General features: G+C 60.1%; 19 protein-coding genes. 13 read left to right on the plus strand and 6 right to left on the minus strand.

What is annotated here, in order from left to right:
* The first annotated feature begins 151 nt into the window (after window positions 1-151).
* A complete protein-coding gene (locus OQ248_RS15185) occupies window positions 152-1,324 on the plus strand; it encodes a pyridoxal phosphate-dependent aminotransferase (protein WP_265813221.1) in 1,173 nt (390 codons plus the stop codon).
* Window positions 1,324-2,037 carry a DNA/RNA nuclease SfsA gene (sfsA, locus tag OQ248_RS15190; protein WP_265813222.1) on the plus strand — a complete coding sequence of 238 codons (714 nt, stop codon included), beginning with the start codon at window positions 1,324-1,326 and terminating at the stop codon, window positions 2,035-2,037. Before OQ248_RS15185 ends, sfsA begins: the two co-directional genes overlap by 1 nt.
* Here the strand turns inward: sfsA and OQ248_RS15195 are convergent.
* Entirely contained in the window at window positions 2,034-2,351 is a 318-nt protein-coding gene (locus OQ248_RS15195) for a Rieske 2Fe-2S domain-containing protein (RefSeq protein WP_265813223.1), read from the minus strand. The two genes, sfsA and OQ248_RS15195, sit on opposite strands and share 4 nt — an antisense overlap.
* 163 nt (window positions 2,352-2,514) lie before the next feature.
* Here OQ248_RS15195 and OQ248_RS15200 point away from each other — a divergent pair, with 163 nt between their 5' ends.
* From OQ248_RS15200 to OQ248_RS15215, 4 genes are read left to right on the plus strand one after another with little or no spacing between them, the layout of a single operon-like run.
* Window positions 2,515-3,387, plus strand: a complete 873-nt coding sequence (locus OQ248_RS15200) for an ABC transporter substrate-binding protein (protein WP_265813224.1) — start codon at window positions 2,515-2,517, stop codon at window positions 3,385-3,387.
* Between the two features lie 50 nt (window positions 3,388-3,437).
* On the plus strand, window positions 3,438-4,421 hold the full coding sequence (locus OQ248_RS15205) for an iron ABC transporter permease (RefSeq protein ID WP_170931651.1): 984 nt from the start codon (window positions 3,438-3,440) through the stop codon (window positions 4,419-4,421).
* Entirely contained in the window at window positions 4,421-5,188 is a 768-nt protein-coding gene (locus OQ248_RS15210; RefSeq protein WP_265813225.1) for a heme ABC transporter ATP-binding protein, read from the plus strand. Before OQ248_RS15205 ends, OQ248_RS15210 begins: the two co-directional genes overlap by 1 nt.
* Window positions 5,189-5,209: 21 nt before the next feature.
* Window positions 5,210-6,058, plus strand: a complete 849-nt coding sequence (locus OQ248_RS15215) for a ChaN family lipoprotein (protein ID WP_265813226.1) — start codon at window positions 5,210-5,212, stop codon at window positions 6,056-6,058.
* A 226-nt stretch (window positions 6,059-6,284) separates the two neighbouring features.
* Here OQ248_RS15215 and OQ248_RS15220 read toward each other — a convergent pair whose 3' ends face one another.
* The 4 genes from OQ248_RS15220 to OQ248_RS15235 form a co-directional block, all read right to left on the minus strand.
* Window positions 6,285-7,076, minus strand: coding sequence for a Crp/Fnr family transcriptional regulator (locus tag OQ248_RS15220; RefSeq protein WP_265813227.1), 792 nt, complete (start codon window positions 7,074-7,076; stop codon window positions 6,285-6,287).
* 15 nt (window positions 7,077-7,091) lie between these two features.
* The gene (locus OQ248_RS15225; RefSeq protein WP_003228231.1) at window positions 7,092-7,364 is read right to left on the minus strand and encodes a TfoX/Sxy family protein; all 273 of its coding nucleotides are present in this window, start codon (window positions 7,362-7,364) and stop codon (window positions 7,092-7,094) included.
* Between the two features lie 219 nt (window positions 7,365-7,583).
* Window positions 7,584-7,928, minus strand: coding sequence for a pentapeptide repeat-containing protein (locus OQ248_RS15230; protein WP_085712138.1), 345 nt, complete (start codon window positions 7,926-7,928; stop codon window positions 7,584-7,586).
* 91 nt (window positions 7,929-8,019) lie between these two features.
* Window positions 8,020-9,576, minus strand: coding sequence for a bifunctional aminoglycoside phosphotransferase/ATP-binding protein (locus OQ248_RS15235; RefSeq protein ID WP_265813228.1), 1,557 nt, complete (start codon window positions 9,574-9,576; stop codon window positions 8,020-8,022).
* Between the two features lie 117 nt (window positions 9,577-9,693).
* On the opposite strand from OQ248_RS15235, the gene mrcB reads away from it, so the two are divergent.
* From mrcB to OQ248_RS15250, 3 genes are read left to right on the plus strand one after another with little or no spacing between them, the layout of a single operon-like run.
* Window positions 9,694-12,018, plus strand: a complete 2,325-nt coding sequence (gene mrcB, locus OQ248_RS15240; protein WP_085712136.1) for a penicillin-binding protein 1B — start codon at window positions 9,694-9,696, stop codon at window positions 12,016-12,018.
* 16 nt (window positions 12,019-12,034) lie between these two features.
* Window positions 12,035-12,787, plus strand: coding sequence for a tetratricopeptide repeat protein (locus OQ248_RS15245; RefSeq protein WP_134828124.1), 753 nt, complete (start codon window positions 12,035-12,037; stop codon window positions 12,785-12,787).
* Window positions 12,787-13,122 carry a YqcC family protein gene (locus OQ248_RS15250; protein WP_265813229.1) on the plus strand — a complete coding sequence of 112 codons (336 nt, stop codon included), beginning with the start codon at window positions 12,787-12,789 and terminating at the stop codon, window positions 13,120-13,122. The genes OQ248_RS15245 and OQ248_RS15250 overlap by 1 nt, the downstream gene beginning before the upstream one ends.
* Window positions 13,123-13,143: 21 nt before the next feature.
* Here OQ248_RS15250 and OQ248_RS15255 read toward each other — a convergent pair whose 3' ends face one another.
* Window positions 13,144-13,560 carry a DUF4124 domain-containing protein gene (locus tag OQ248_RS15255; RefSeq protein WP_265813230.1) on the minus strand — a complete coding sequence of 139 codons (417 nt, stop codon included), beginning with the start codon at window positions 13,558-13,560 and terminating at the stop codon, window positions 13,144-13,146.
* 400 nt (window positions 13,561-13,960) lie between these two features.
* Between OQ248_RS15255 and OQ248_RS15260 the strand changes: the two genes are divergently transcribed.
* The 4 genes from OQ248_RS15260 (at window position 13,961) to pssA (ending at window position 18,249) form a co-directional block, all read left to right on the plus strand.
* On the plus strand, window positions 13,961-15,685 hold the full coding sequence (locus OQ248_RS15260) for an acetolactate synthase 3 large subunit (RefSeq protein ID WP_085712358.1): 1,725 nt from the start codon (window positions 13,961-13,963) through the stop codon (window positions 15,683-15,685).
* Window positions 15,686-15,687: 2 nt separating this feature from the next.
* A complete protein-coding gene (gene ilvN, locus OQ248_RS15265; RefSeq protein WP_003205610.1) occupies window positions 15,688-16,179 on the plus strand; it encodes an acetolactate synthase small subunit in 492 nt (163 codons plus the stop codon).
* Between the two features lie 48 nt (window positions 16,180-16,227).
* A complete protein-coding gene (ilvC, locus tag OQ248_RS15270) occupies window positions 16,228-17,244 on the plus strand; it encodes a ketol-acid reductoisomerase (protein WP_007959661.1) in 1,017 nt (338 codons plus the stop codon).
* Between the two features lie 147 nt (window positions 17,245-17,391).
* Complete coding sequence (pssA, locus tag OQ248_RS15275) at window positions 17,392-18,249, plus strand: CDP-diacylglycerol--serine O-phosphatidyltransferase (RefSeq protein ID WP_085712132.1); 858 nt, start codon at window positions 17,392-17,394, stop codon at window positions 18,247-18,249.
* Window positions 18,250-18,259: the final 10 nt, after the last annotated feature.

Here is an 18,259-nt window from a genome sequence, read left to right on the forward strand (position 1 = left end):
GGAGACCTGACAATCACTGATTTTAGTCAATCCTGGAGCGTACGTTTGCCTTGTTACAGTCCAGCGTTCTTGAGGCTGTGACCGCTGCGGGTTCTCGCTCGTTCCGGCAGATGGGTAGAATCGTTTCTTTTCACTCGTTGAAGGAAGGCCAATGGCTCAGCCCTACAGTGCGCGCAGTCGTGCGATCGAACCGTTCCATGTGATGGCGTTGCTGGCGCGGGCCAATGAATTGCAGGCCGCCGGCCATGACGTGATCCACCTGGAAATCGGCGAGCCGGACTTCACGACCGCTGAACCGATCATCCGTGCCGGCCAGGCTGCGCTGACGGCGGGGAAAACCCGTTACACCGCTGCCCGTGGCATTCCTGAGTTGCGCGAAGCGATTTCCGGCTTCTATCAGACCCGGTATGGCCTGAATATCGATCCGCGGCGGATTCTGATCACCCCTGGCGGCTCCGGGGCGCTGTTGCTGGCCAGCGCGTTGCTGGTGGACCCGGGCAAACACTGGCTGCTGGCCGATCCCGGTTATCCGTGCAACCGGCACTTTCTGCGGCTGGTCGAGGGCGCGGCGCAGCTCGTTCCTGTCGGACCGGACGTACGCTATCAATTGACGCCTGATCTGGTGGAGCGCCATTGGGATCACGACAGTGTCGGCGCACTGGTCGCGTCACCGGCCAACCCGACCGGCACGATTCTGACCCGCGATGAGCTGGCGGGTTTATCCACAGCCATCAAGGCGCGGCACGGGCATCTGGTGGTGGACGAGATCTACCACGGCCTGACTTATGGCACCGATGCCGCCAGCGTGCTGGAAGTCGACGACAGCGCGTTTGTCCTCAACAGTTTCTCCAAATATTTCGGCATGACCGGTTGGCGTCTTGGCTGGCTGGTGGCGCCGGATGCGGCGGTCAGCGAGCTGGAAAAGCTCGCGCAGAACCTCTACATCAGCGCACCGAGCATGGCCCAGCATGCGGCGCTGGCCTGTTTCGAGCCGGATACCATCGCGATCCTCGAAGAGCGCCGTGCCGAATTCGGCCGCCGCCGCGATTTCCTGCTGCCAGCATTGCGGGAGTTGGGATTCAATATCGCCGTGGAACCGGAAGGCGCGTTCTACTTGTATGCCGATATCAGCAAGTTCGGCGGCGATGCCTTCGCGTTCTGCCGTCACTTCCTCGAAACCGAGCACGTAGCGTTTACTCCGGGGCTGGATTTCGGTCGTTATCAGGCCAGTCATCATGTGCGCTTCGCCTACACGCAAAACCTCCCTCGCCTACAGGAAGCAGTGGGACGCATTGGTCGCGGTTTGAAGAGCTGGCAAGGCTGATGCGCTTTTTTCCTCCTCTTGAAGAAGGCCGGTTGATCCGCCGTTACAAGCGCTTTCTCGCTGACATCGAAACCGTTGGCGGCGAACTGCTGACGATTCATTGCCCGAATACGGGCTCGATGCTCAATTGTCAGGTCGAAGGCGGGCAGGTCTGGTTCAGCCGTTCCAATGATCCCAAGCGCAAGCTGCCCGGCACCTGGGAAATCGGCGAAACCCCGCAGGGGCGGTTTTTCTGCGTGAACACCGGGCGCGCCAATGCGCTGGTCGAAGAGGCTTTGCAGGCCGGTGTCATCAGCGAGTTGAACGGTTTTACCGTGCTGAAACGCGAAGTGGCCTATGGACAGGAAAAAAGCCGTATCGACTTCCGCCTCGAATACCCGACCGGGCCGGCGTACGTGGAAGTGAAAAGTGTCACGCTGGGTTTCGACGGTACGGCGGTGGCGGCCTTTCCCGATGCGGTGACCGAGCGGGGCGCCAAGCATTTGCGTGAGCTGGCGCATCTGGCGCGGGACGGGATCCGGGCAGTGCAGCTGTACTGCGTGAATCTGACCGGTATCGAAGCGGTACGCCCGGCCGTGGAAATCGATTCGGCCTACGCCGATGCCTTGCGTGAGGCAGTGGCGTCCGGGGTCGAGGTGCTGGCTTATGGCGTGCGGTTGAGCCATGAGGAAATGTTGATTGATCGACGACTGGACGTATTGCTCGACGGTTAAACGTCGACCCACAGCCCTTGAGCATCTTCACGGCAATCGATGGCTGTCAGCGATTGCCCGGCGCAAGGGCCAGCCACGCATTCACCGCCCTCGATCAGGAAAAGTGCGCCGTGTGTGGCGCACTGGATCAGGCTGTTGCTCGGGTCGAGAAACTGGTCGGGTTGCCATTCCAGCCCGACGCCCCGGTGCGGGCATCGGTTGAGATAGACGTACGCCTTGCCGGCCCGGCGCACGGCGAACAGTTTGTTGCCGTCGATCTCGAACCCGCGGCTGGTGGCTTCGACCAGATCGACGCCCGTGCACAGAAACTTCATGGCTATCCTCAAGTGTCAGCTCGTGTCCGGATATGTCCGAGCTTGACGTTTAAATGCAAACAATTATCAAATGACCGCCTTCGTCCGCCGCGCGGTGGCCGCTGCCGAGGATACTTGGCCTGCCGCCCCGATGCCCGGGAAAATCCTATAAAGGAAGCTGTCTATGCGCCTGAGTACCCGCGTTGCCGTGCTGTGTGTCGGACTTTTTGTCAGCCACCAGGCTGCAGCGGCCCAATTGCCGCAACGCTGGGTCAGTGCCGGCGGTGCGTTGTCGGAATGGGTGAGTGCGTTGGGCGGTGAGGCGAAACTGGTGGGTGTCGACACCACCAGCCAACATCCCGAGGCCCTCAAGTCGCTGCCTAGCATCGGTTATCAGCGCAGTCTGTCGGCGGAAGGCATCCTCAGCCTGCGCCCGGACATCCTGATCGGCACCGAGGAAATGGGCCCACCACCGGTGATTTCACAGGTTCGCAGTGCCAAGGTGCAGGTGGAGTTGTTCTCCGCTCAGCCGGATCTGCCGACGCTGGAAAAGAACGTCACTCATCTGGGCCGATTGCTGGGCGCCGAGACTCAGGCGACTCAGCTGCTGCAAAGTTATCAACAACAACTCGACGCACAGAAGGCGCGCGTGGTGGCGGTGCAGTCGAAACAGAAAGCGCCGGGTGTGCTGTTGCTGCTCGGGCATGCCGGCGGCAAACCATTGATTGCCGGCAAGGACACCGCTGCCGACTGGATGCTGCAACAGGCGGGCGGACACAACCTGGCCACTCACACCGGTTACAAGCCGTTTTCCGTGGAGTCCCTGGCCGGGCTCGACCCGGAAGTGCTGGTGTTTGCTGACCGCGCACTGACCGGCGAAGCGGCGAAGGCGGCATTGTTCAAGGAAAATCCGATCCTCAATTCCAGCCGCGCAGCCAAATCCGGCCGCGTGCTGGAGCTGGACCCAACGCTGCTGGTCGGCGGTCTCGGGCCGCGTTTGCCTGCTGCGTTGAAAACCCTGTCTGACGGTTTCTACCCGACCCAGAGCGGCCAATGACCACGTTGGTCAAACCCCGTGGCTTGTTCATCGGCCTGATTCTGCTGTGTCTGCTGGCGATCTGGTTGTCGCTGGCTTTGGGGCCGGTCAGCCTGCCGCTGTTCGATACCTTGCGCGCGGCATTGCGCATGATCGGCGTGCCGCTGGCACCGGACGGGCTGGAGCAGGCTGAGCTGATTCTCGGGCAGATTCGGCTGCCTCGGACACTGCTCGGGTTGGCGGTCGGCGGTGTGCTGGCGTTGTCCGGCGTGGCGATGCAGGGCCTGTTTCGCAACCCGTTGGCCGATCCCGGGTTGGTTGGCGTATCCAGTGGCGCTGCTTTAGGCGCGGCGGTGGCGATTGTCGGTGGTTCGTTTTTTGGCGGTCTGCCGGAGTGGTTCGGCCCGTATCTGCTGTCTGTGTGTGCGTTTCTCGGCGGTCTTGGGGTGACGGCGCTGGTCTATCGTCTTGGTCGTCGCAACGGGCAGACCAATGTCGCGACCATGTTGCTGGCAGGCATCGCCCTGACTGCGCTCGCCAGTTCGGCAGTGGGACTTTTTACCTATCTGGCGGACGACGCCACCCTGCGAACCCTGACTTTCTGGAACCTTGGCAGCCTCAACGGTGCGAGTTATGCGCGGCTGTGGCCACTGCTGATCATCAGCGCCGGCGTCGCGTTGTGGCTACCGCGCCGGGCGAAGGCTTTGAATGCGTTGTTGCTTGGGGAATCGGAAGCCGGGCATCTGGGGATCGATGTCGAGCGGCTCAAGCGTGAGCTGGTGTTCTGTACGGCGCTGGGCGTCGGTGCCGCGGTAGCGGCGGCGGGGATGATCGGCTTTGTCGGGCTGGTGGTGCCACATCTGGTGCGTTTGCTCGCCGGGCCGGATCATCGGGTGTTGTTGCCGGCCTCGGTGCTGGCCGGGGCCAGTCTATTGTTGCTGGCGGATCTGGTTGCGCGGCTGGCGCTGGCACCGGCGGAGTTGCCAATCGGTATCGTCACTGCATTCATCGGCGCGCCGTTCTTCCTTTATCTGCTGCTGCGAGGACGTGCCTGATGTTGCGTGCGCACAATCTGCACATCCGTCGTGGCCGCAAGACGGTATTGGCCGACGTCAGTCTGCAATTGGAGCCGGGTGAGGTGCTCGGCGTGCTCGGTCCCAACGGTGCCGGCAAGAGCACGTTGCTCGGGGCGTTGTGCGGTGAACTGAGTGCCAGCGAAGGCAGTGTTCTTCTCGACGGTGAAAACCTTGGCCACTGGAGCGGCACTCAGCGTGCTCAACGACTGGCGGTATTGCCCCAGGTGTCGACGCTGGACTTTGCCTTTCGCGTCGAAGAAGTGGTCGGGATGGGGCGCTTGCCTTATCAGAGCGGAAGAGTGCGCGACGACGAGATTGTTGCCGCCGCGTTATCGGCTGCGGATGCCGGTCACCTGAGCGGGCGCAGTTATCTTGCCTTGTCCGGTGGCGAGCGCCAGCGGGTGCACTTGGCCCGCGTGCTGGCGCAGTTGTGGCCAGGGCAGGCCGGGCAGACCTTGTTGCTGGATGAGCCGACTTCGATGCTCGATCCGTTGCATCAACACACCACGCTGCAAGCCGTGCGCGAGTTTGCCGATCGCGGCGCTGCTGTGATGGTAATCCTACATGATCTGAACCTGGCGGCGCGCTATTGTGATCGCATCTTGCTGCTTGAGGGCGGGCGTCCGGTGGCGCTGGACACGCCGCAGCAGGTGCTGCGTCCGGAGTCGCTCAAGGCTGTATTCGGACTGGAGGTGTTGGTGCAGCCACACCCGGAGCGCGGGCATCCGTTGATCATCGCCCGCTGATTTCATCATCGAGGTGAAAGCATGCGTAGGATTTTTCTGTTTGCGGTGTTGTTGCTTGGCGGTTGCCAGCATGTCGCTCCGCCACCGGTCACTGGCGAGATTCGCGACCTGCGTAGCGGAACACTGATTACCCCACAAGAGTTGCTGACGCGTCTGGCCGAGCCGGCGCGGGTGATCGTCGGTGAGCAGCACGACAATGCTGATCACCATGCTGTGCAATTGTGGCTGTTGCAGAACCTGGGGCAGGAGCGGCCTCAGGGCAGTCTTCTGCTGGAGATGCTCACGCCCGATCAACAAGCGCGGGTCAATGTCGTGCGTCGAGCTCCAAAGGCTCCCACTGATCTTCCGGTCGAGTTGGCGTGGCAGGACGGTTGGGACTGGAATCTGTATGGGCCGATTGTCCGGTTTGCTTTCACGCAACCGTATCCGCTGCTGGCGGCCAATCTCGATAACAGTGAAATTCGTGCGTTCTATCGCCAGCCTCCGGTTCTGCAAGGGGAGCGCAGTAACACCGAGTCGGTGAAAAGCGAGTTGGCCGAGCAGATCGGCGATTCGCACTGTGGCTTGCTGCCCCAATCGCAGATGCCGGCGATGCTGGCGGTGCAGCAGCAACGGGATCGACGGATGGCGACAGGGTTGTTGGCGGCGCCTGCGCCGGCGTTGTTGTTCGCGGGTGCGTTCCATGCGCGCAAGGATGTGGGTGTGCCGCTGCATGTGCTGGATCTGGGCGCGCCCGAAGCGCCGACAGTGTTGATGCTGGCGGAGCAGGGCGGCGAGGTCACGACTGCCATGGCCGATTATGTCTGGTTCACACCGTCCACGCCGAAACCGGATTATTGCGCCGAGATGCGTAAACAGTTCGGCCAATGACTTTCTTGCGGGCAAAAAAAGACCCGGAAAAACCGGGTCAAATAACCGTGATTAGCCTGATGAGGAGATAATCTGAGAGTCCGAACCAAGGGCTTTTCAGAATATCGACTGATCTCGCGACCAGTTGTGATAATCATAGCGATTCTCATTAACAAGTCAACGAGTGTTTTTCCATTTCTTCGGTTTTGTTTGGGGAATGGCTGAAAAGCCCTGAAAACACTGGACTTCAGCTTGGACGGTCAATTGCCGTGAGCTGCTTGTTGAGCTGGTCGATGCGCCGCGCCATGCTTTCGATCAGGCTGTGAGCGATTTTCGGATTGCTGCGGGTCATGCTCAGAAACTGATCGCCGGGAATCAGCATCACGGTGCTCGGTTCGCAGGTAACGACGGTTGCGTTGCGGGGTTCACCGGTGAATATCGCCATGGCGCCGAAAATCTCGTCCTTGGGCACTTCGCCGACCTTGTGCCCGTCGACGAACGCTTGTGCATGACCCTCGATGATCACGAACACGTGATCGGCGGGATCGCCTTCGCGGATCAACACTTCTCCGGCCTCGACCCGTTTAAAGCCATTGGTGCTGCGAAACTCCCGTGGCTTCAGCTCGCCAATCGCATGGGCCAGCAGCGCCATTTGGCCCAACAGATAGTGCAGAAACTGTTCCGAGCGCGCAGGTTCTGAATACACATGCTGGAACAAATCACGTCGACGGAAGGGCAGCAAACTCAATGGGCCGTCGGAGCAAAGAATGCAATCCGCCCAGTCAGGACCCTGCTGAAGGCCAACCAGATCACCTTCTTGCCAATAGAACAGCGCTCGGCCTCCGAAGCGGCCATTGATGACGCCGTCCATCAGTAGAAACAGTTGATCGCCCGGCAACCGTGCCATCAGATCATCCGTGGCTTCCAGCTCCAGCACGGGCCCATACGGTGCAAGGTCCCGCAGAAATTGACCGGGCAGGTTCTGCAAACGGTCGATCATTGCTTCGGCCGTTGCCGATTGTTCCCCGAGCAGATACATGAAGGTGGGTGCCCGTCAGTTCTTGTGGCGAGAGGAAATGGCTTCGAGCTGTTTGTTCAGAGCGTCCTTGCGTTCGGCGGGAATGTCGTTCCAGTGCACATCCATCAACGCCCCCTCGATCGCATACAACAACACCTTCGACGCCCGGAACCCGCGCGTGCGCACGGCCCGATAGGCATCCACGGCGCCCAGGCGACGCAGATCCGAGGCGCTGTGGATGCCCACGGCATGCAGCCATTGCGCCGACGTCTTGCCAAGATTCTTCAGGTGTTGCAGTTCATCATTCATCAAGCCTCCTTGCGACGGCCGAATGGTGCGTGGGCGATCATCTCAGGAGTGTAGCCATCAGTAGGAAAAGCGTGGTTGTTTGGTCGGATTCGACGCAAAAGCTTCTAAGAAACGTCAGGTTTTCACTGAAGGATCAGGATATGGAGGACGCGGGAAAACACAAATAGCACGCAGTCCAGTGCAAAGCGGGGGCACTGGACGGGTTAGCCTTTGGCAGGCTTAACGGGTGCGATAGCGCAGGCGGGTGCCGAAATTCATCGACATCAGGATTTCGTCTGCACTCAGCTCCGGCGGGAAGTAAGCACCGGAAATCTGCGCGTGGGCCAGGCTCGCGCCTTCCAGGGATGCGTTGCGAAAGTCGATGCCGCGCAGGTCAGCGGAACGGAAGTAGGCGTCCCGGAAATCCACGCCATCGGCGTTCAATTCACGCAGGTCGAGGCCACGGAAGTCACCGCCGACCATGTCGATCGGGCCGTCTTTCGGACGTTCTTTGTTGAAACCGGTTATGTCGTCTTTGTGCAGCAAGGCATAAAGCGGGGTGTCGAGAAGTTTCGGCTGGCTCATGTCAGATCACCTGTTGGTTTTATGACGCCAGTATAGTGCCACTATTTGACGGCCGTGAAGCGAGCGAGGGCTTCACGGCCGAAATAGTTTCTTACAGACCTGGCAGGCGCTGGCGGATTTGCGCCACGACGGTATCCAGGGTGCCGGATTCGTTAGTCTGCACGCGTTTGCTGCGCAGGATTTCTTCCGGGGTCAGGGCTTCACGATTGGCCTGCTGGGCTTCGATCACTGCCAGTGTGGCGTCGGACGGATCCTTCTTGTCTGCCTGACGAATCGCCAGCCAGCTCTCGATCACCGCTTGTGGCGCGTTGCAGTCGAGGATCAGGAACGGCGTGCCGGTGGCCTCGGCAACCTTGGCTGCGCTGTCACGTTGTTCGCGCTTGAGGTAAGTGGCATCGATCACCACCGGGAAGCCGGCGTGCAGGATTACTTCGGCGATTTCATGCAGGCGAGCGTAGGTCGCGGTGCTGGCGTCGGCGCTGTAAATCCCGGCCTGAACATCATTGGCGACGGTTTGCTCACCGAACAGACGCTTGCGCTCTACATCGGAGCGCAAGCGAATTGCGCCCAGCGCCTCGACCAGACGCATGGCCACGTGGCTTTTGCCTACAGCCGATACGCCGTGGGTGATCGCCATGAAGCGCGAAGGAATGGTGCTGTAGCTTTCCGCCAGGTTGGCGTAGTTGCGGTACTGGCGCAGGGTGGTGGCGCGCTGCACCGGCGTCGCGTCGGCAGGCATGCTGAACAGCGCAACTTTCGCACGCACCAATGCACGGTAAGCCTTGTAGAAGTTCAACACTTCCAGGCCCTGGTAGTCGCCGGTCAGTTCCAGGTATTGGCTGATGAAGCGACGGGCCAGGGATTTCAGGCCGCGGTCTTCCAGGTCCATCGCCAGGAAACCGGTGTCGGCCCAGACGTCGGTGAAGCGGAACGGCTCGTTGAATTCGATGCAGTCGAAGATCACCACTTTGCCGTCGATCAGCGTGGCGTTGCCCAGGTGAATGTCACCGTGGCATTCGCGGGTGAAGCCTTCAGCCTTGCGCTGGGCGAACAGCGGCTTCAAACGTTCGAAGCTGCTTTCGGCCCAGGCTTGCAGGGCATCCAGTTGCAGCAGGTCGGCTTTGTCGCTGAGGAATGGCAGGATTTGTTCGAAGTTCTGGCGAACCGGCGCCATCACGCTTTCAGGCGTGCCGGCATCGTGCTCGGCCGGGACTTTCGGCGCGCTGAGATGGAAACGGGCAATCTGCTCGGCCATTTCGTCGATGTGCGTAGTGGTCAGCTCGCCGTTGGCCTGCAGGGTGCTCAGCAGGCCGATCTGCGGGAACTGGCGCATTTTCAGCACGTATTCGATGGCCGGGCCTTCGCCACCCAGTTGTGGGGCTTCGACAGTGCCGGTGACTGGAATCACTTCCAGATACAAATCGTCGGTCAGGCGCTGGTTGAGGCGTAGCTCTTCGCCGCAGAAGTGCTCGCGGGATTCGAGGCTGGTGAAGTCGAGAAAGCCGAAGTTCACCGGTTTCTTCACTTTATAAGCGTAAGGACCAGTGAGCAGGACCCACGAGATATGGGTTTCGATGACCTGAAACCCTTCGACAGGGTGCGCAAACAGGGCAGGGTTTTGCAGGGCGGCGATCAGGGACTGGCTCACAGGCGATCCTTCAGAGACTGGGGGAATTCGAGGCCGCCATTATGGCTGCTCGCCAGCCCGACGCAAACCTCGGAGCGCTCCTGTTGAGTATGAATAAAGTGCGTATAATCCGCCGCCATGACTCGTACTCGATCCCCCCGCACTCCTAAAAAACCACCTTCCCGGGGCCTGCGCCCATGGTTGGGCTGGGCCCTTAAACTCAGTCTGGTCGGCCTTGTGGTGCTGGCCGGCTTCGCCGTTTACCTCGATGCCGTGGTGCAGGAGAAGTTCTCCGGCAAGCGCTGGACCATCCCGGCCAAGGTATACGCGCGGCCGCTCGAGCTGTTCGTCGGACAGAAGCTGAGCAAGGACGATTTCCTCACCGAGCTCGATGCCCTGGGCTATCGCCGCGAAGCCGTGAGCAACGGCCCCGGCGCGGCGGCGGTCAACGGTAATACCGTCGATCTGAACACCCGTGGTTTCCAGTTCTATGAAGGCCTCGAGAAACCGCAGCCGGTGCGCGTGCGGTTCTCCGGTGATTACGTGGCCGAACTCTCGGCGACGAACGGTTCGAAGCTATCGGTGGTGCGCCTGGAACCGCTGCTGATCGGCGGGATCTACCCGAAAAATCTTGAAGACCGGATTCTGATCAAGCTCGATCAGGTGCCGCCATACCTGCTGGAAACCCTGGTCGCCGTGGAAGACCGGGATTATTACAGTCACTGGGGCGTGTCGCCGAAGTCGATTGCCCGGGCCATCTGGGTCAACACCTCCGGCGGCAAGATGACCCAGGGCGGCAGTACGCTGACGCAGCAACTGGTCAAGAACTTCTACCTCACCAACGAACGCAGCCTGACCCGCAAGCTCACCGAAGCGATGATGGCGATGCTGCTTGAGCTGCATTACGACAAGAAGGAAATTCTTGAGGCTTACCTCAACGAAGTTTTCGTCGGTCAGGACGGTCAGCGTGCGGTGCATGGTTTCGGCCTGGCCAGCCAGTTCTTCTTCGGTCAGCCATTGTCCGAGCTGAAACTGCATCAGGTCGCGCTGCTGGTCGGCATGGTCAAGGGGCCTTCCTATTACAACCCGCGCCGCAACCCGGAGCGGGCGCTGGAGCGACGTAACCTGGTGCTCGACGTGCTTGAGCAACAGGGTGTCGCCACCGCCGAGCAGGTCGAGGCCGCGAAGAAAATGCCGCTGGGCGTGACCTCGCGCGGCAAGCTGGCCGACAGCTCGTTCCCGGGCTTCATCGATCTGGTCAAGCGCCAGTTGCGTGAAGACTACCGCGACGAAGACTTGACCGAGGAAGGTCTGCGGATCTTCACCAGTTTCGATCCGATCCTGCAGATGAAAGCCGAAGCCTCGGTGAATGACACCTTCAAGCGACTGTCCGGGCGCAAGGGGGCCGACGATGTGGAAGCAGCGATGGTCGTGACCAATCCGGAAACCGGTGAAGTCCAGGCGATGATCGGCAGCCGTCAGGCCAGTTATGCCGGGTTCAACCGGGCACTGGATGCGGTGCGACCGATTGGTTCTCTGGTCAAGCCAGCGGTTTATCTGACCGCACTGGAAAAACCGAGCCAGTACACGCTGACCAGTTGGCTGTCGGATGATCCGCTTTCCATCAAGGGCGCGGACGGTCAGGTCTGGAAACCGCAGAACTATGATCGTCGCTCCCACGGTACGGTGTTCCTCTATCAAGGGCTGGCGCATTCCTACAACCTGTCCACTTCGCGTCTCGGGCTGGCGGTGGGTGTTCCGAATGTCCTCAAGACCATCGGGCGCCTGGGTGTGACCCGTGAGTTCCCGGCGTTCCCGTCGATGTTGCTGGGTGCCGGTGGCATGACGCCGATCGAAGTCGCGACCATGTACCAGACCCTCGCCAACGGCGGCTTCAATACGCCGATGCGCGGGATTCGCAGTGTGCTGACTGCCGAGGGCGAGCCGCTCAAGCGTTATCCTTTCCAGATCGAGCAACGTTTCGATCCGGCGTCGATCTACCTGATCCAGAACGCAATGCAGCGCGTGATGCGTGAAGGTACCGGCAGCTCGGTTTACAACGTATTGCCCAAGACCCTGACACTGGCCGGCAAGACCGGTACCAGTAACGATTCGCGCGATAGCTGGTTCGCCGGTTTCAGCCAGGATCTGCTGGCGGTGGTCTGGCTCGGCCGCGACGATAACGGCAAGACGCCGTTCACCGGTGCCACCGGTGCGTTGCAGGTCTGGACCAGTTTCATGCGCAAGGCCGATCCGCTGCCACTCGACATGCCGCAGCCGGACAACGTGGTGCAGGCGTGGGTTGATTCGCGCACTGGCCAGGGCTCCGATGCCAACTGTCCGGGCGCCGTGCAGATGCCGTATATTCGCGGCAGCGAACCGCCACCCGGCGCCTCCTGCGCGGGCGAAAGCCCGGCCTCGAGCGAGTCGGTGATGGATTGGGTCAAGGGCTGGATGAATTAAGCGAAGAGGGTTTCAAGTGAACAAGTGGTTGATTCCAGCGGTGACCGCCGTGGCTTTGCTCAGCGGCTGCTCCACCGTACAGCGTGGTTCGATTCCGGTTGTGGATTCCGGCACTACCGTGTCCAACAGCGAGCGTCTTTCGGCCAATGGCGGCTTCCGCAAGACGACGGTGAAACGACCTGTGCAGGGTCAGGCGCAATCGCAGGCCATCCCGCAAGGCGATACCGGTGTAGTGGTCATGGTTCCTGGTGGCGCTGCGGCTTCGGCACCGATCAGCAGCTCGCCGATCGTGCCGGGCCCGGCGTCCGGCGGTATCACCGCAGGGCCGTACAACCCTTCGCCGGTCGAATCGGCACCGATCAGTTCCGGCAGCTACAGCATGCCTTCGACGCCGAGCGGCATTCCTTCGGCCAGCAGCGGCGGCGGTCTGTCTGCCGACGAGCAACTGGATGGGCCGGTGCTCGCCTTGCTGAGCACGGCGCAGCAACAGCAGGCCGGCGGCGACCTCAACGGTGCGTCCTCCAGCCTTGAGCGCGCCCAACGCGTAGCTCCGCGTGAGCCGCAAGTGCTTTACCGCCTGGCACAAGTGCGCATGGCGCAAGGCGATGCCCCGCAAGCCGAGCAAACCGCCCGCCGTGCGCTGACCATGGCCAATGGTCGTCCGGACTTGCAGGCCAGCCTGTGGGAACTGATCGCTCAGGCCCGTGAGAAACAAGGTGATTCCGCCGGCGCCGCACTGGCCCGTCAGAAGGCCAAGGTTTCGCTGTGATGGACGCTCGCTTCTCGAAAGTCGCCGATCAACTGTTGTTGATCGAGCGAGAACTGCGTGCCCAGGGCTGGTGGGATGAAGTCCAGCCTTCGACCGAAGCCTTGAGCAGTGTCGAGCCGTTTTCGGTCGACACCCTCGATTTCGAGCAGTGGCTGCAATGGATCTTCCTGCCGCGAATGAAGATGATCCTCGAACAGAACCTGCCATTGCCCAACGCCTCGGGCATTCAGGAAATGGCTGAAATGGTCTTCGCCCAACGCAATCTGCAGGGCAAGGACCGGCAGTTGCAGGTGTTGCTCAAAGAGTTCGACCTGCTGATCACCGCTTCTCGCTGAACGGCCGAAAACTGCCAGTGATCACTGGCAGTTTTCGGCGATCTGTTTCTGTGTCTCTGCGATACGCTCCTGACGTTGCGTATCGCTCAGCCGACGCAACTCCCCCTCGGTTTCTTCCCTCAGGCGCGGATTGTTCTGCAACTGCGCCAGGTTCGTGCGCGCCTGTTCACAGAAGGACTTGAGCTGAGCCTGTTGCTCGGCGACCTGTTTCCTGACCTTGTCGTCGATGGCTTTCTGATCGCCCAGCCCGCCGCTACCGGGCATCGCAGTTGGGCGCGGAGCGGGCGAGGGTGGCGTTTGCAGGGTGGTCGCCGATTGCCCCTGCGGCGGCTGCGCATCGAAGTGCGTGACACCTTGGGCATCGACCCATTTGTAGATCTGACCGGCCATGCACCAGGGGCTGAGGCCGATCAGCAGTATGACGAGGAGCGTTCGCATGCTGATTCCTTGGCAAAATTGCGCAATTGACGCTAACAGAGTAGCGCTTTTCAGGTTTTTTCTTGCGTTCTCATGTGCTTACCCACAATTAAGCACATTGACGGCTTGACTTGGAGAGGGCGAAACAGAAGAATCCAAAGTCCGCTGTACAGGGACTGCCAGAAGCAGACCCTCTCGGCAGATCATGAGGCGCATATCCGCGTCGACCTGTTACACCCGCAACGCGTTACCTCGCGCTGGGTGGGAAAGGCCCGCAACACTTGGGACGATCCCAATACTTGCTCAGTCAGTGCTGACGTAGTCGGCGACCACCGTCGCTCATGCTCTGCCGAGAAGTAAACCTATTAAGACCCGTTCGCCTTTTTGTGGACGGTATTCTGGCGTTTTAGAGGTGAACAACGTGGAGCTTTTATCTGGCGGTGAGATGCTCGTCCGCTTCTTGCGTGACGAAGGCGTCAAATATATCTACGGGTACCCGGGTGGTGCTCTCCTTCATGTTTACGATGCCCTGTTCAAAGAACCGGAAGTGACCCACATCCTGGTTCGTCACGAACAAGCGGCTACCCATATGGCTGACGGCTACGCCCGTGCCACCGGTAAAGCCGGCGTGGTATTGGTGACTTCCGGTCCAGGCGCCACAAACGCCATCACCGGTATTGCCACGGCCTACATGGACTCGATTCCAATGGTGATCATCTCCGGTCAGGTGCCAAGCACCATGGTCGGCACCGATGCGTTTCAGGAAACCGACATGATCGGTATTTCCCGGCCGATCGTGAAGCACAGCTTCATGATCAAGCACGCTTCGGAAATCCCGGAAGTCATGAAGAAAGCCTTCTACCTGGCGCAATCCGGTCGTCCGGGCCCGGTCGTGGTCGATATCCCGAAAGACATGACCAACCCGGCCGAGAAGTTCGAATACATCTTCCCGAAGAAAGCCAAACTGCGTTCCTACAGCCCGGCCGTTCGCGGTCACTCCGGGCAAATCCGCAAGGCGGCAGAAATGCTCCTGGCGGCCAAGCGTCCCGTGCTGTACTCCGGCGGTGGCGTGATTCTGGGCAACGGCTCCGCGCCGCTGACCGAACTGGCGCAAATGCTCAATCTGCCAGTTACCAATACCTTGATGGGCCTGGGCGGCTACCCTGGCACTGACCGTCAGTTCATCGGCATGCTCGGCATGCACGGCAGCTACACCGCCAACCTGGCGATGCACCATGCCGACGTGATCCTGGCAGTCGGTGCGCGTTTCGACGATCGCGTGATCAACGGCGCGCCGAAGTTCTGCCCGAACGCCAAGATCATCCACATCGACATCGACCCGGCTTCGATTTCCAAGACCATCAAGGCCGACGTGCCAATCGTGGGTCCGGTTGAGAGCGTCCTGACCGAAATGGTCGCGATCCTCAAGGAAATCGGCGAAACCCCGAACAAGGAAGCGGTCACCAGCTGGTGGAAACAGGTTGATGAATGGCGCGGTGATCGCGGTCTGTTCCCTTATGACAAGGGCGACGGCAGCAAGATCAAGCCACAGACCGTGATCGAAACCCTGTGCGAAGTGACCAAGGGCGACGCCTTTGTGACCTCCGACGTGGGCCAGCACCAGATGTTCGCTGCGCAGTACTACAAGTTCAACAAGCCGAACCGCTGGATCAACTCCGGTGGCCTGGGCACGATGGGCTTCGGTCTGCCGGCCGCGATGGGCATTGCCTTGAGCTTCCCTGAGTCTGACGTTGCGTGCGTCACCGGTGAAGGCAGCATCCAGATGAACATCCAGGAGCTGTCGACCTGCCTGCAATACGGTTTGCCGGTCAAGATCGTGATCTTGAACAACGGTGTTCTGGGCATGGTGCGTCAGTGGCAGGACATGAGTTACGGCAGCCGTCACTCGCATTCGTACATGGAATCGCTGCCTGATTTCGTCAAGCTGGCCGAAGCCTATGGTCACGTCGGCGTGCGCATCACCGAATCGAAAGATTTGAAGTCGAAGATGGAAGAAGCGTTCGCCCTGAAGGATCGCCTGGTCGTGATCGATATTTCGGTCGACACCAGCGAGCACGTCTACCCGATGCAGATCAAAGACGGCTCGATGCGCGATATGTGGCTGAGCAAGACGGAGCGTACCTAATCATGCGGCACATTATTTCCTTGCTTCTGGAAAACGAACCCGGTGCTTTGTCTCGCGTAGTCGGCCTGTTCTCGCAGCGCAACTACAACATCGAAAGCCTGACCGTGGCGCCAACCGAAGACCCGACCCTGTCGCGTCTGACGCTGACCACTGTCGGCCACGATGAAATCATCGAGCAGATCACCAAAAACCTGAACAAGCTGATCGAAGTGGTCAAGCTGGTGGACCTGTCGGAAAGCGCTCACATCGAGCGCGAGCTGATGCTGGTCAAGGTCAAGGCCACTGGCGCCCAGCGCGCCGAGATCAAACGCACCACCGATATCTACCGTGGACAGATCGTCGACGTCAGCGCCAGCGTGTATACCGTTCAACTGACCGGTACCAGCGACAAGCTCGACAGCTTCATTCAGTCCATCGGCACCGCATCGATCCTGGAGACTGTCCGCAGTGGCGTCACCGGTATTGCCCGCGGCGACAAAGTACTCAGCATCTAAACCAAATTAGCGAATGGCCTGAACGGCCTGGATATAAAGGGGAAATTCATGAAAGTTTTCTACGATAAAGACTGCGACCTGTCGATCATCCAGGGCAAGAAAGTTGCCATCATCGGTTACGGCTCCCAGGGCCACGCTCAAGCGTGCAACCTGAAAGACTCCGGTGTCGACGTTACCGTCGGTCTGCGTAAAGGTTCGGCCACCGTTGCCAAGGCAGAAGCCCACGGCCTGAAAGTGACCGACGTGGCTGCCGCTGTTGCCGGCGCCGACCTGGTCATGATCCTGACCCCGGACGAGTTCCAGTCCCAGCTGTACAAGAACGAAATCGAGCCGAACATCAAGAAAGGCGCCACCCTGGCCTTCTCCCACGGCTTCGCGATCCACTACAACCAGGTTGTTCCGCGTGCTGACCTCGACGTTATCATGATTGCGCCGAAAGCCCCGGGCCACACCGTACGTTCCGAGTTCGTGAAGGGCGGCGGTATCCCTGACCTGATCGCGATCTACCAGGACGCCTCGGGCAACGCCAAGAACGTTGCACTGTCCTACGCCGCCGGCGTGGGTGGCGGTCGTACCGGCATCATCGAAACCACCTTCAAGGACGAGACCGAAACCGACCTGTTCGGCGAACAAGCCGTTCTGTGCGGCGGTACCGTTGAACTGGTAAAAGCCGGTTTCGAAACCCTGGTTGAAGCTGGCTACGCGCCGGAAATGGCCTACTTCGAGTGCCTGCACGAACTGAAACTGATCGTTGACCTCATGTACGAAGGCGGTATCGCCAACATGAACTACTCGATCTCCAACAACGCTGAATACGGCGAGTACGTGACCGGTCCGGAAGTGATCAACGCCGAATCCCGTCAGGCCATGCGCAACGCCCTGAAACGTATTCAGGACGGTGAATACGCCAAAATGTTCATCAGCGAAGGCGCAACCGGCTACCCTTCGATGACCGCCAAGCGTCGTAACAACGCCGCTCACGGTATCGAAATCATCGGCGAGCAACTGCGCTCCATGATGCCGTGGATCGGTGCCAACAAGATCGTCGACAAAGCCAAAAACTAAGTCGTCGACCCTTGTATGAAAAAACGCGGCCTCGGCCGCGTTTTTTCGTATGGGCGGGCGGTTCTGGTATAAAGCTGCATCGTTTGCGGCCGAACCGTCGTCCCAGACACCTGTCGAAAATGTCCAATCCGTTGCAAGGTAATGTCCATGAGCGAACGTCCCGAAGAGCCGAACCAGGCTTCAGACGCCGAAAGCCTGCTGCCCATCGATGAACATGTCGAAGAAGGGCATGACGCAGAAGGTCGTAAAGTCCGGCATCGTGGTATCTATCTGCTGCCGAACCTGTTCACCACTGCGAACCTGTTCGCGGGGTTCTATTCCATCATCAATTCGATGAGTGCCCAGGCCGCCTTGAGCGCCGGGGACTCGGCGAATGCGAGCAAATACTTCGCTTTCGCGGCCATCGCGATCTTCGTTGCCATGGTGCTCGACGGCCTCGATGGTCGTGTGGCGCGTATGACCAACACGCAAAGTGCATTCGGTGCCGAGTACGACTCGCTGTCGGACATGGTTGCCTTTGGCGTCGCGCCGGCATTGCTGGCATTCGGCTGGGCCCTGGGTGACATGGGCAAGGTCGGCTGGATGGTCGCCTTCATCTATGTGGCGGGTGCGGCGTTGCGTCTGGCGCGCTTCAACACTCAGGTCGGCACTGCCGACAAGCGCTACTTCATCGGCCTGGCCAGCCCGGCAGCTGCCGGTGTGGTGGCGGGGATTGTCTGGGCATTCAGCGACTACGGAATCCAGGGTTCGAAGATGTCGTTCCTCGTTGCGTTGATGGTAGCGGCTGCCGGCATGCTGATGGTCAGCAACATCAAATACAACAGCTTCAAGGAGCTGGATCTGAAAGGGCGCGTGCCATTTGTTGCGATCCTGGCGGTGGTGCTGGTGTTCGCCGTGGTGTTCAGTGATCCTCCGCGTATCCTGCTGCTGGTGTTCCTCGCCTATGCGGCTTCGGGCCCGGTGCAGTACCTGTTGCATCTTCGTCGCCACAAAAACGTCGAGTGATGTAATTTCC

Origin of the sequence: Pseudomonas sp. COW5, from assembly GCF_026240005.1 — a bacterium.
Lineage (GTDB): Bacteria > Pseudomonadota > Gammaproteobacteria > Pseudomonadales > Pseudomonadaceae > Aquipseudomonas > Aquipseudomonas kribbensis.

Coding starts and splice junctions, on each gene's coding strand:
- OQ248_RS15185 (WP_265813221.1), top strand. CDS start 152: ATGGCTCAGCCCTACAGTGCGCGCAGTCGTGCGATCGAACCGTTCCAT.
- sfsA (WP_265813222.1), top strand. CDS start 1,324: ATGCGCTTTTTTCCTCCTCTTGAAGAAGGCCGGTTGATCCGCCGTTAC.
- OQ248_RS15195 (WP_265813223.1), bottom strand. CDS start 2,351: ATGAAGTTTCTGTGCACGGGCGTCGATCTGGTCGAAGCCACCAGCCGC.
- OQ248_RS15200 (WP_265813224.1), top strand. CDS start 2,515: ATGCGCCTGAGTACCCGCGTTGCCGTGCTGTGTGTCGGACTTTTTGTC.
- OQ248_RS15210 (WP_265813225.1), top strand. CDS start 4,421: ATGTTGCGTGCGCACAATCTGCACATCCGTCGTGGCCGCAAGACGGTA.
- OQ248_RS15215 (WP_265813226.1), top strand. CDS start 5,210: ATGCGTAGGATTTTTCTGTTTGCGGTGTTGTTGCTTGGCGGTTGCCAG.
- OQ248_RS15220 (WP_265813227.1), bottom strand. CDS start 7,076: ATGTATCTGCTCGGGGAACAATCGGCAACGGCCGAAGCAATGATCGAC.
- OQ248_RS15225 (WP_003228231.1), bottom strand. CDS start 7,364: ATGAATGATGAACTGCAACACCTGAAGAATCTTGGCAAGACGTCGGCG.
- OQ248_RS15230 (WP_085712138.1), bottom strand. CDS start 7,928: ATGAGCCAGCCGAAACTTCTCGACACCCCGCTTTATGCCTTGCTGCAC.
- mrcB (WP_085712136.1), top strand. CDS start 9,694: ATGACTCGTACTCGATCCCCCCGCACTCCTAAAAAACCACCTTCCCGG.
- OQ248_RS15250 (WP_265813229.1), top strand. CDS start 12,787: ATGGACGCTCGCTTCTCGAAAGTCGCCGATCAACTGTTGTTGATCGAG.
- OQ248_RS15255 (WP_265813230.1), bottom strand. CDS start 13,560: ATGCGAACGCTCCTCGTCATACTGCTGATCGGCCTCAGCCCCTGGTGC.
- ilvN (WP_003205610.1), top strand. CDS start 15,688: ATGCGGCACATTATTTCCTTGCTTCTGGAAAACGAACCCGGTGCTTTG.
- ilvC (WP_007959661.1), top strand. CDS start 16,228: ATGAAAGTTTTCTACGATAAAGACTGCGACCTGTCGATCATCCAGGGC.
- pssA (WP_085712132.1), top strand. CDS start 17,392: ATGAGCGAACGTCCCGAAGAGCCGAACCAGGCTTCAGACGCCGAAAGC.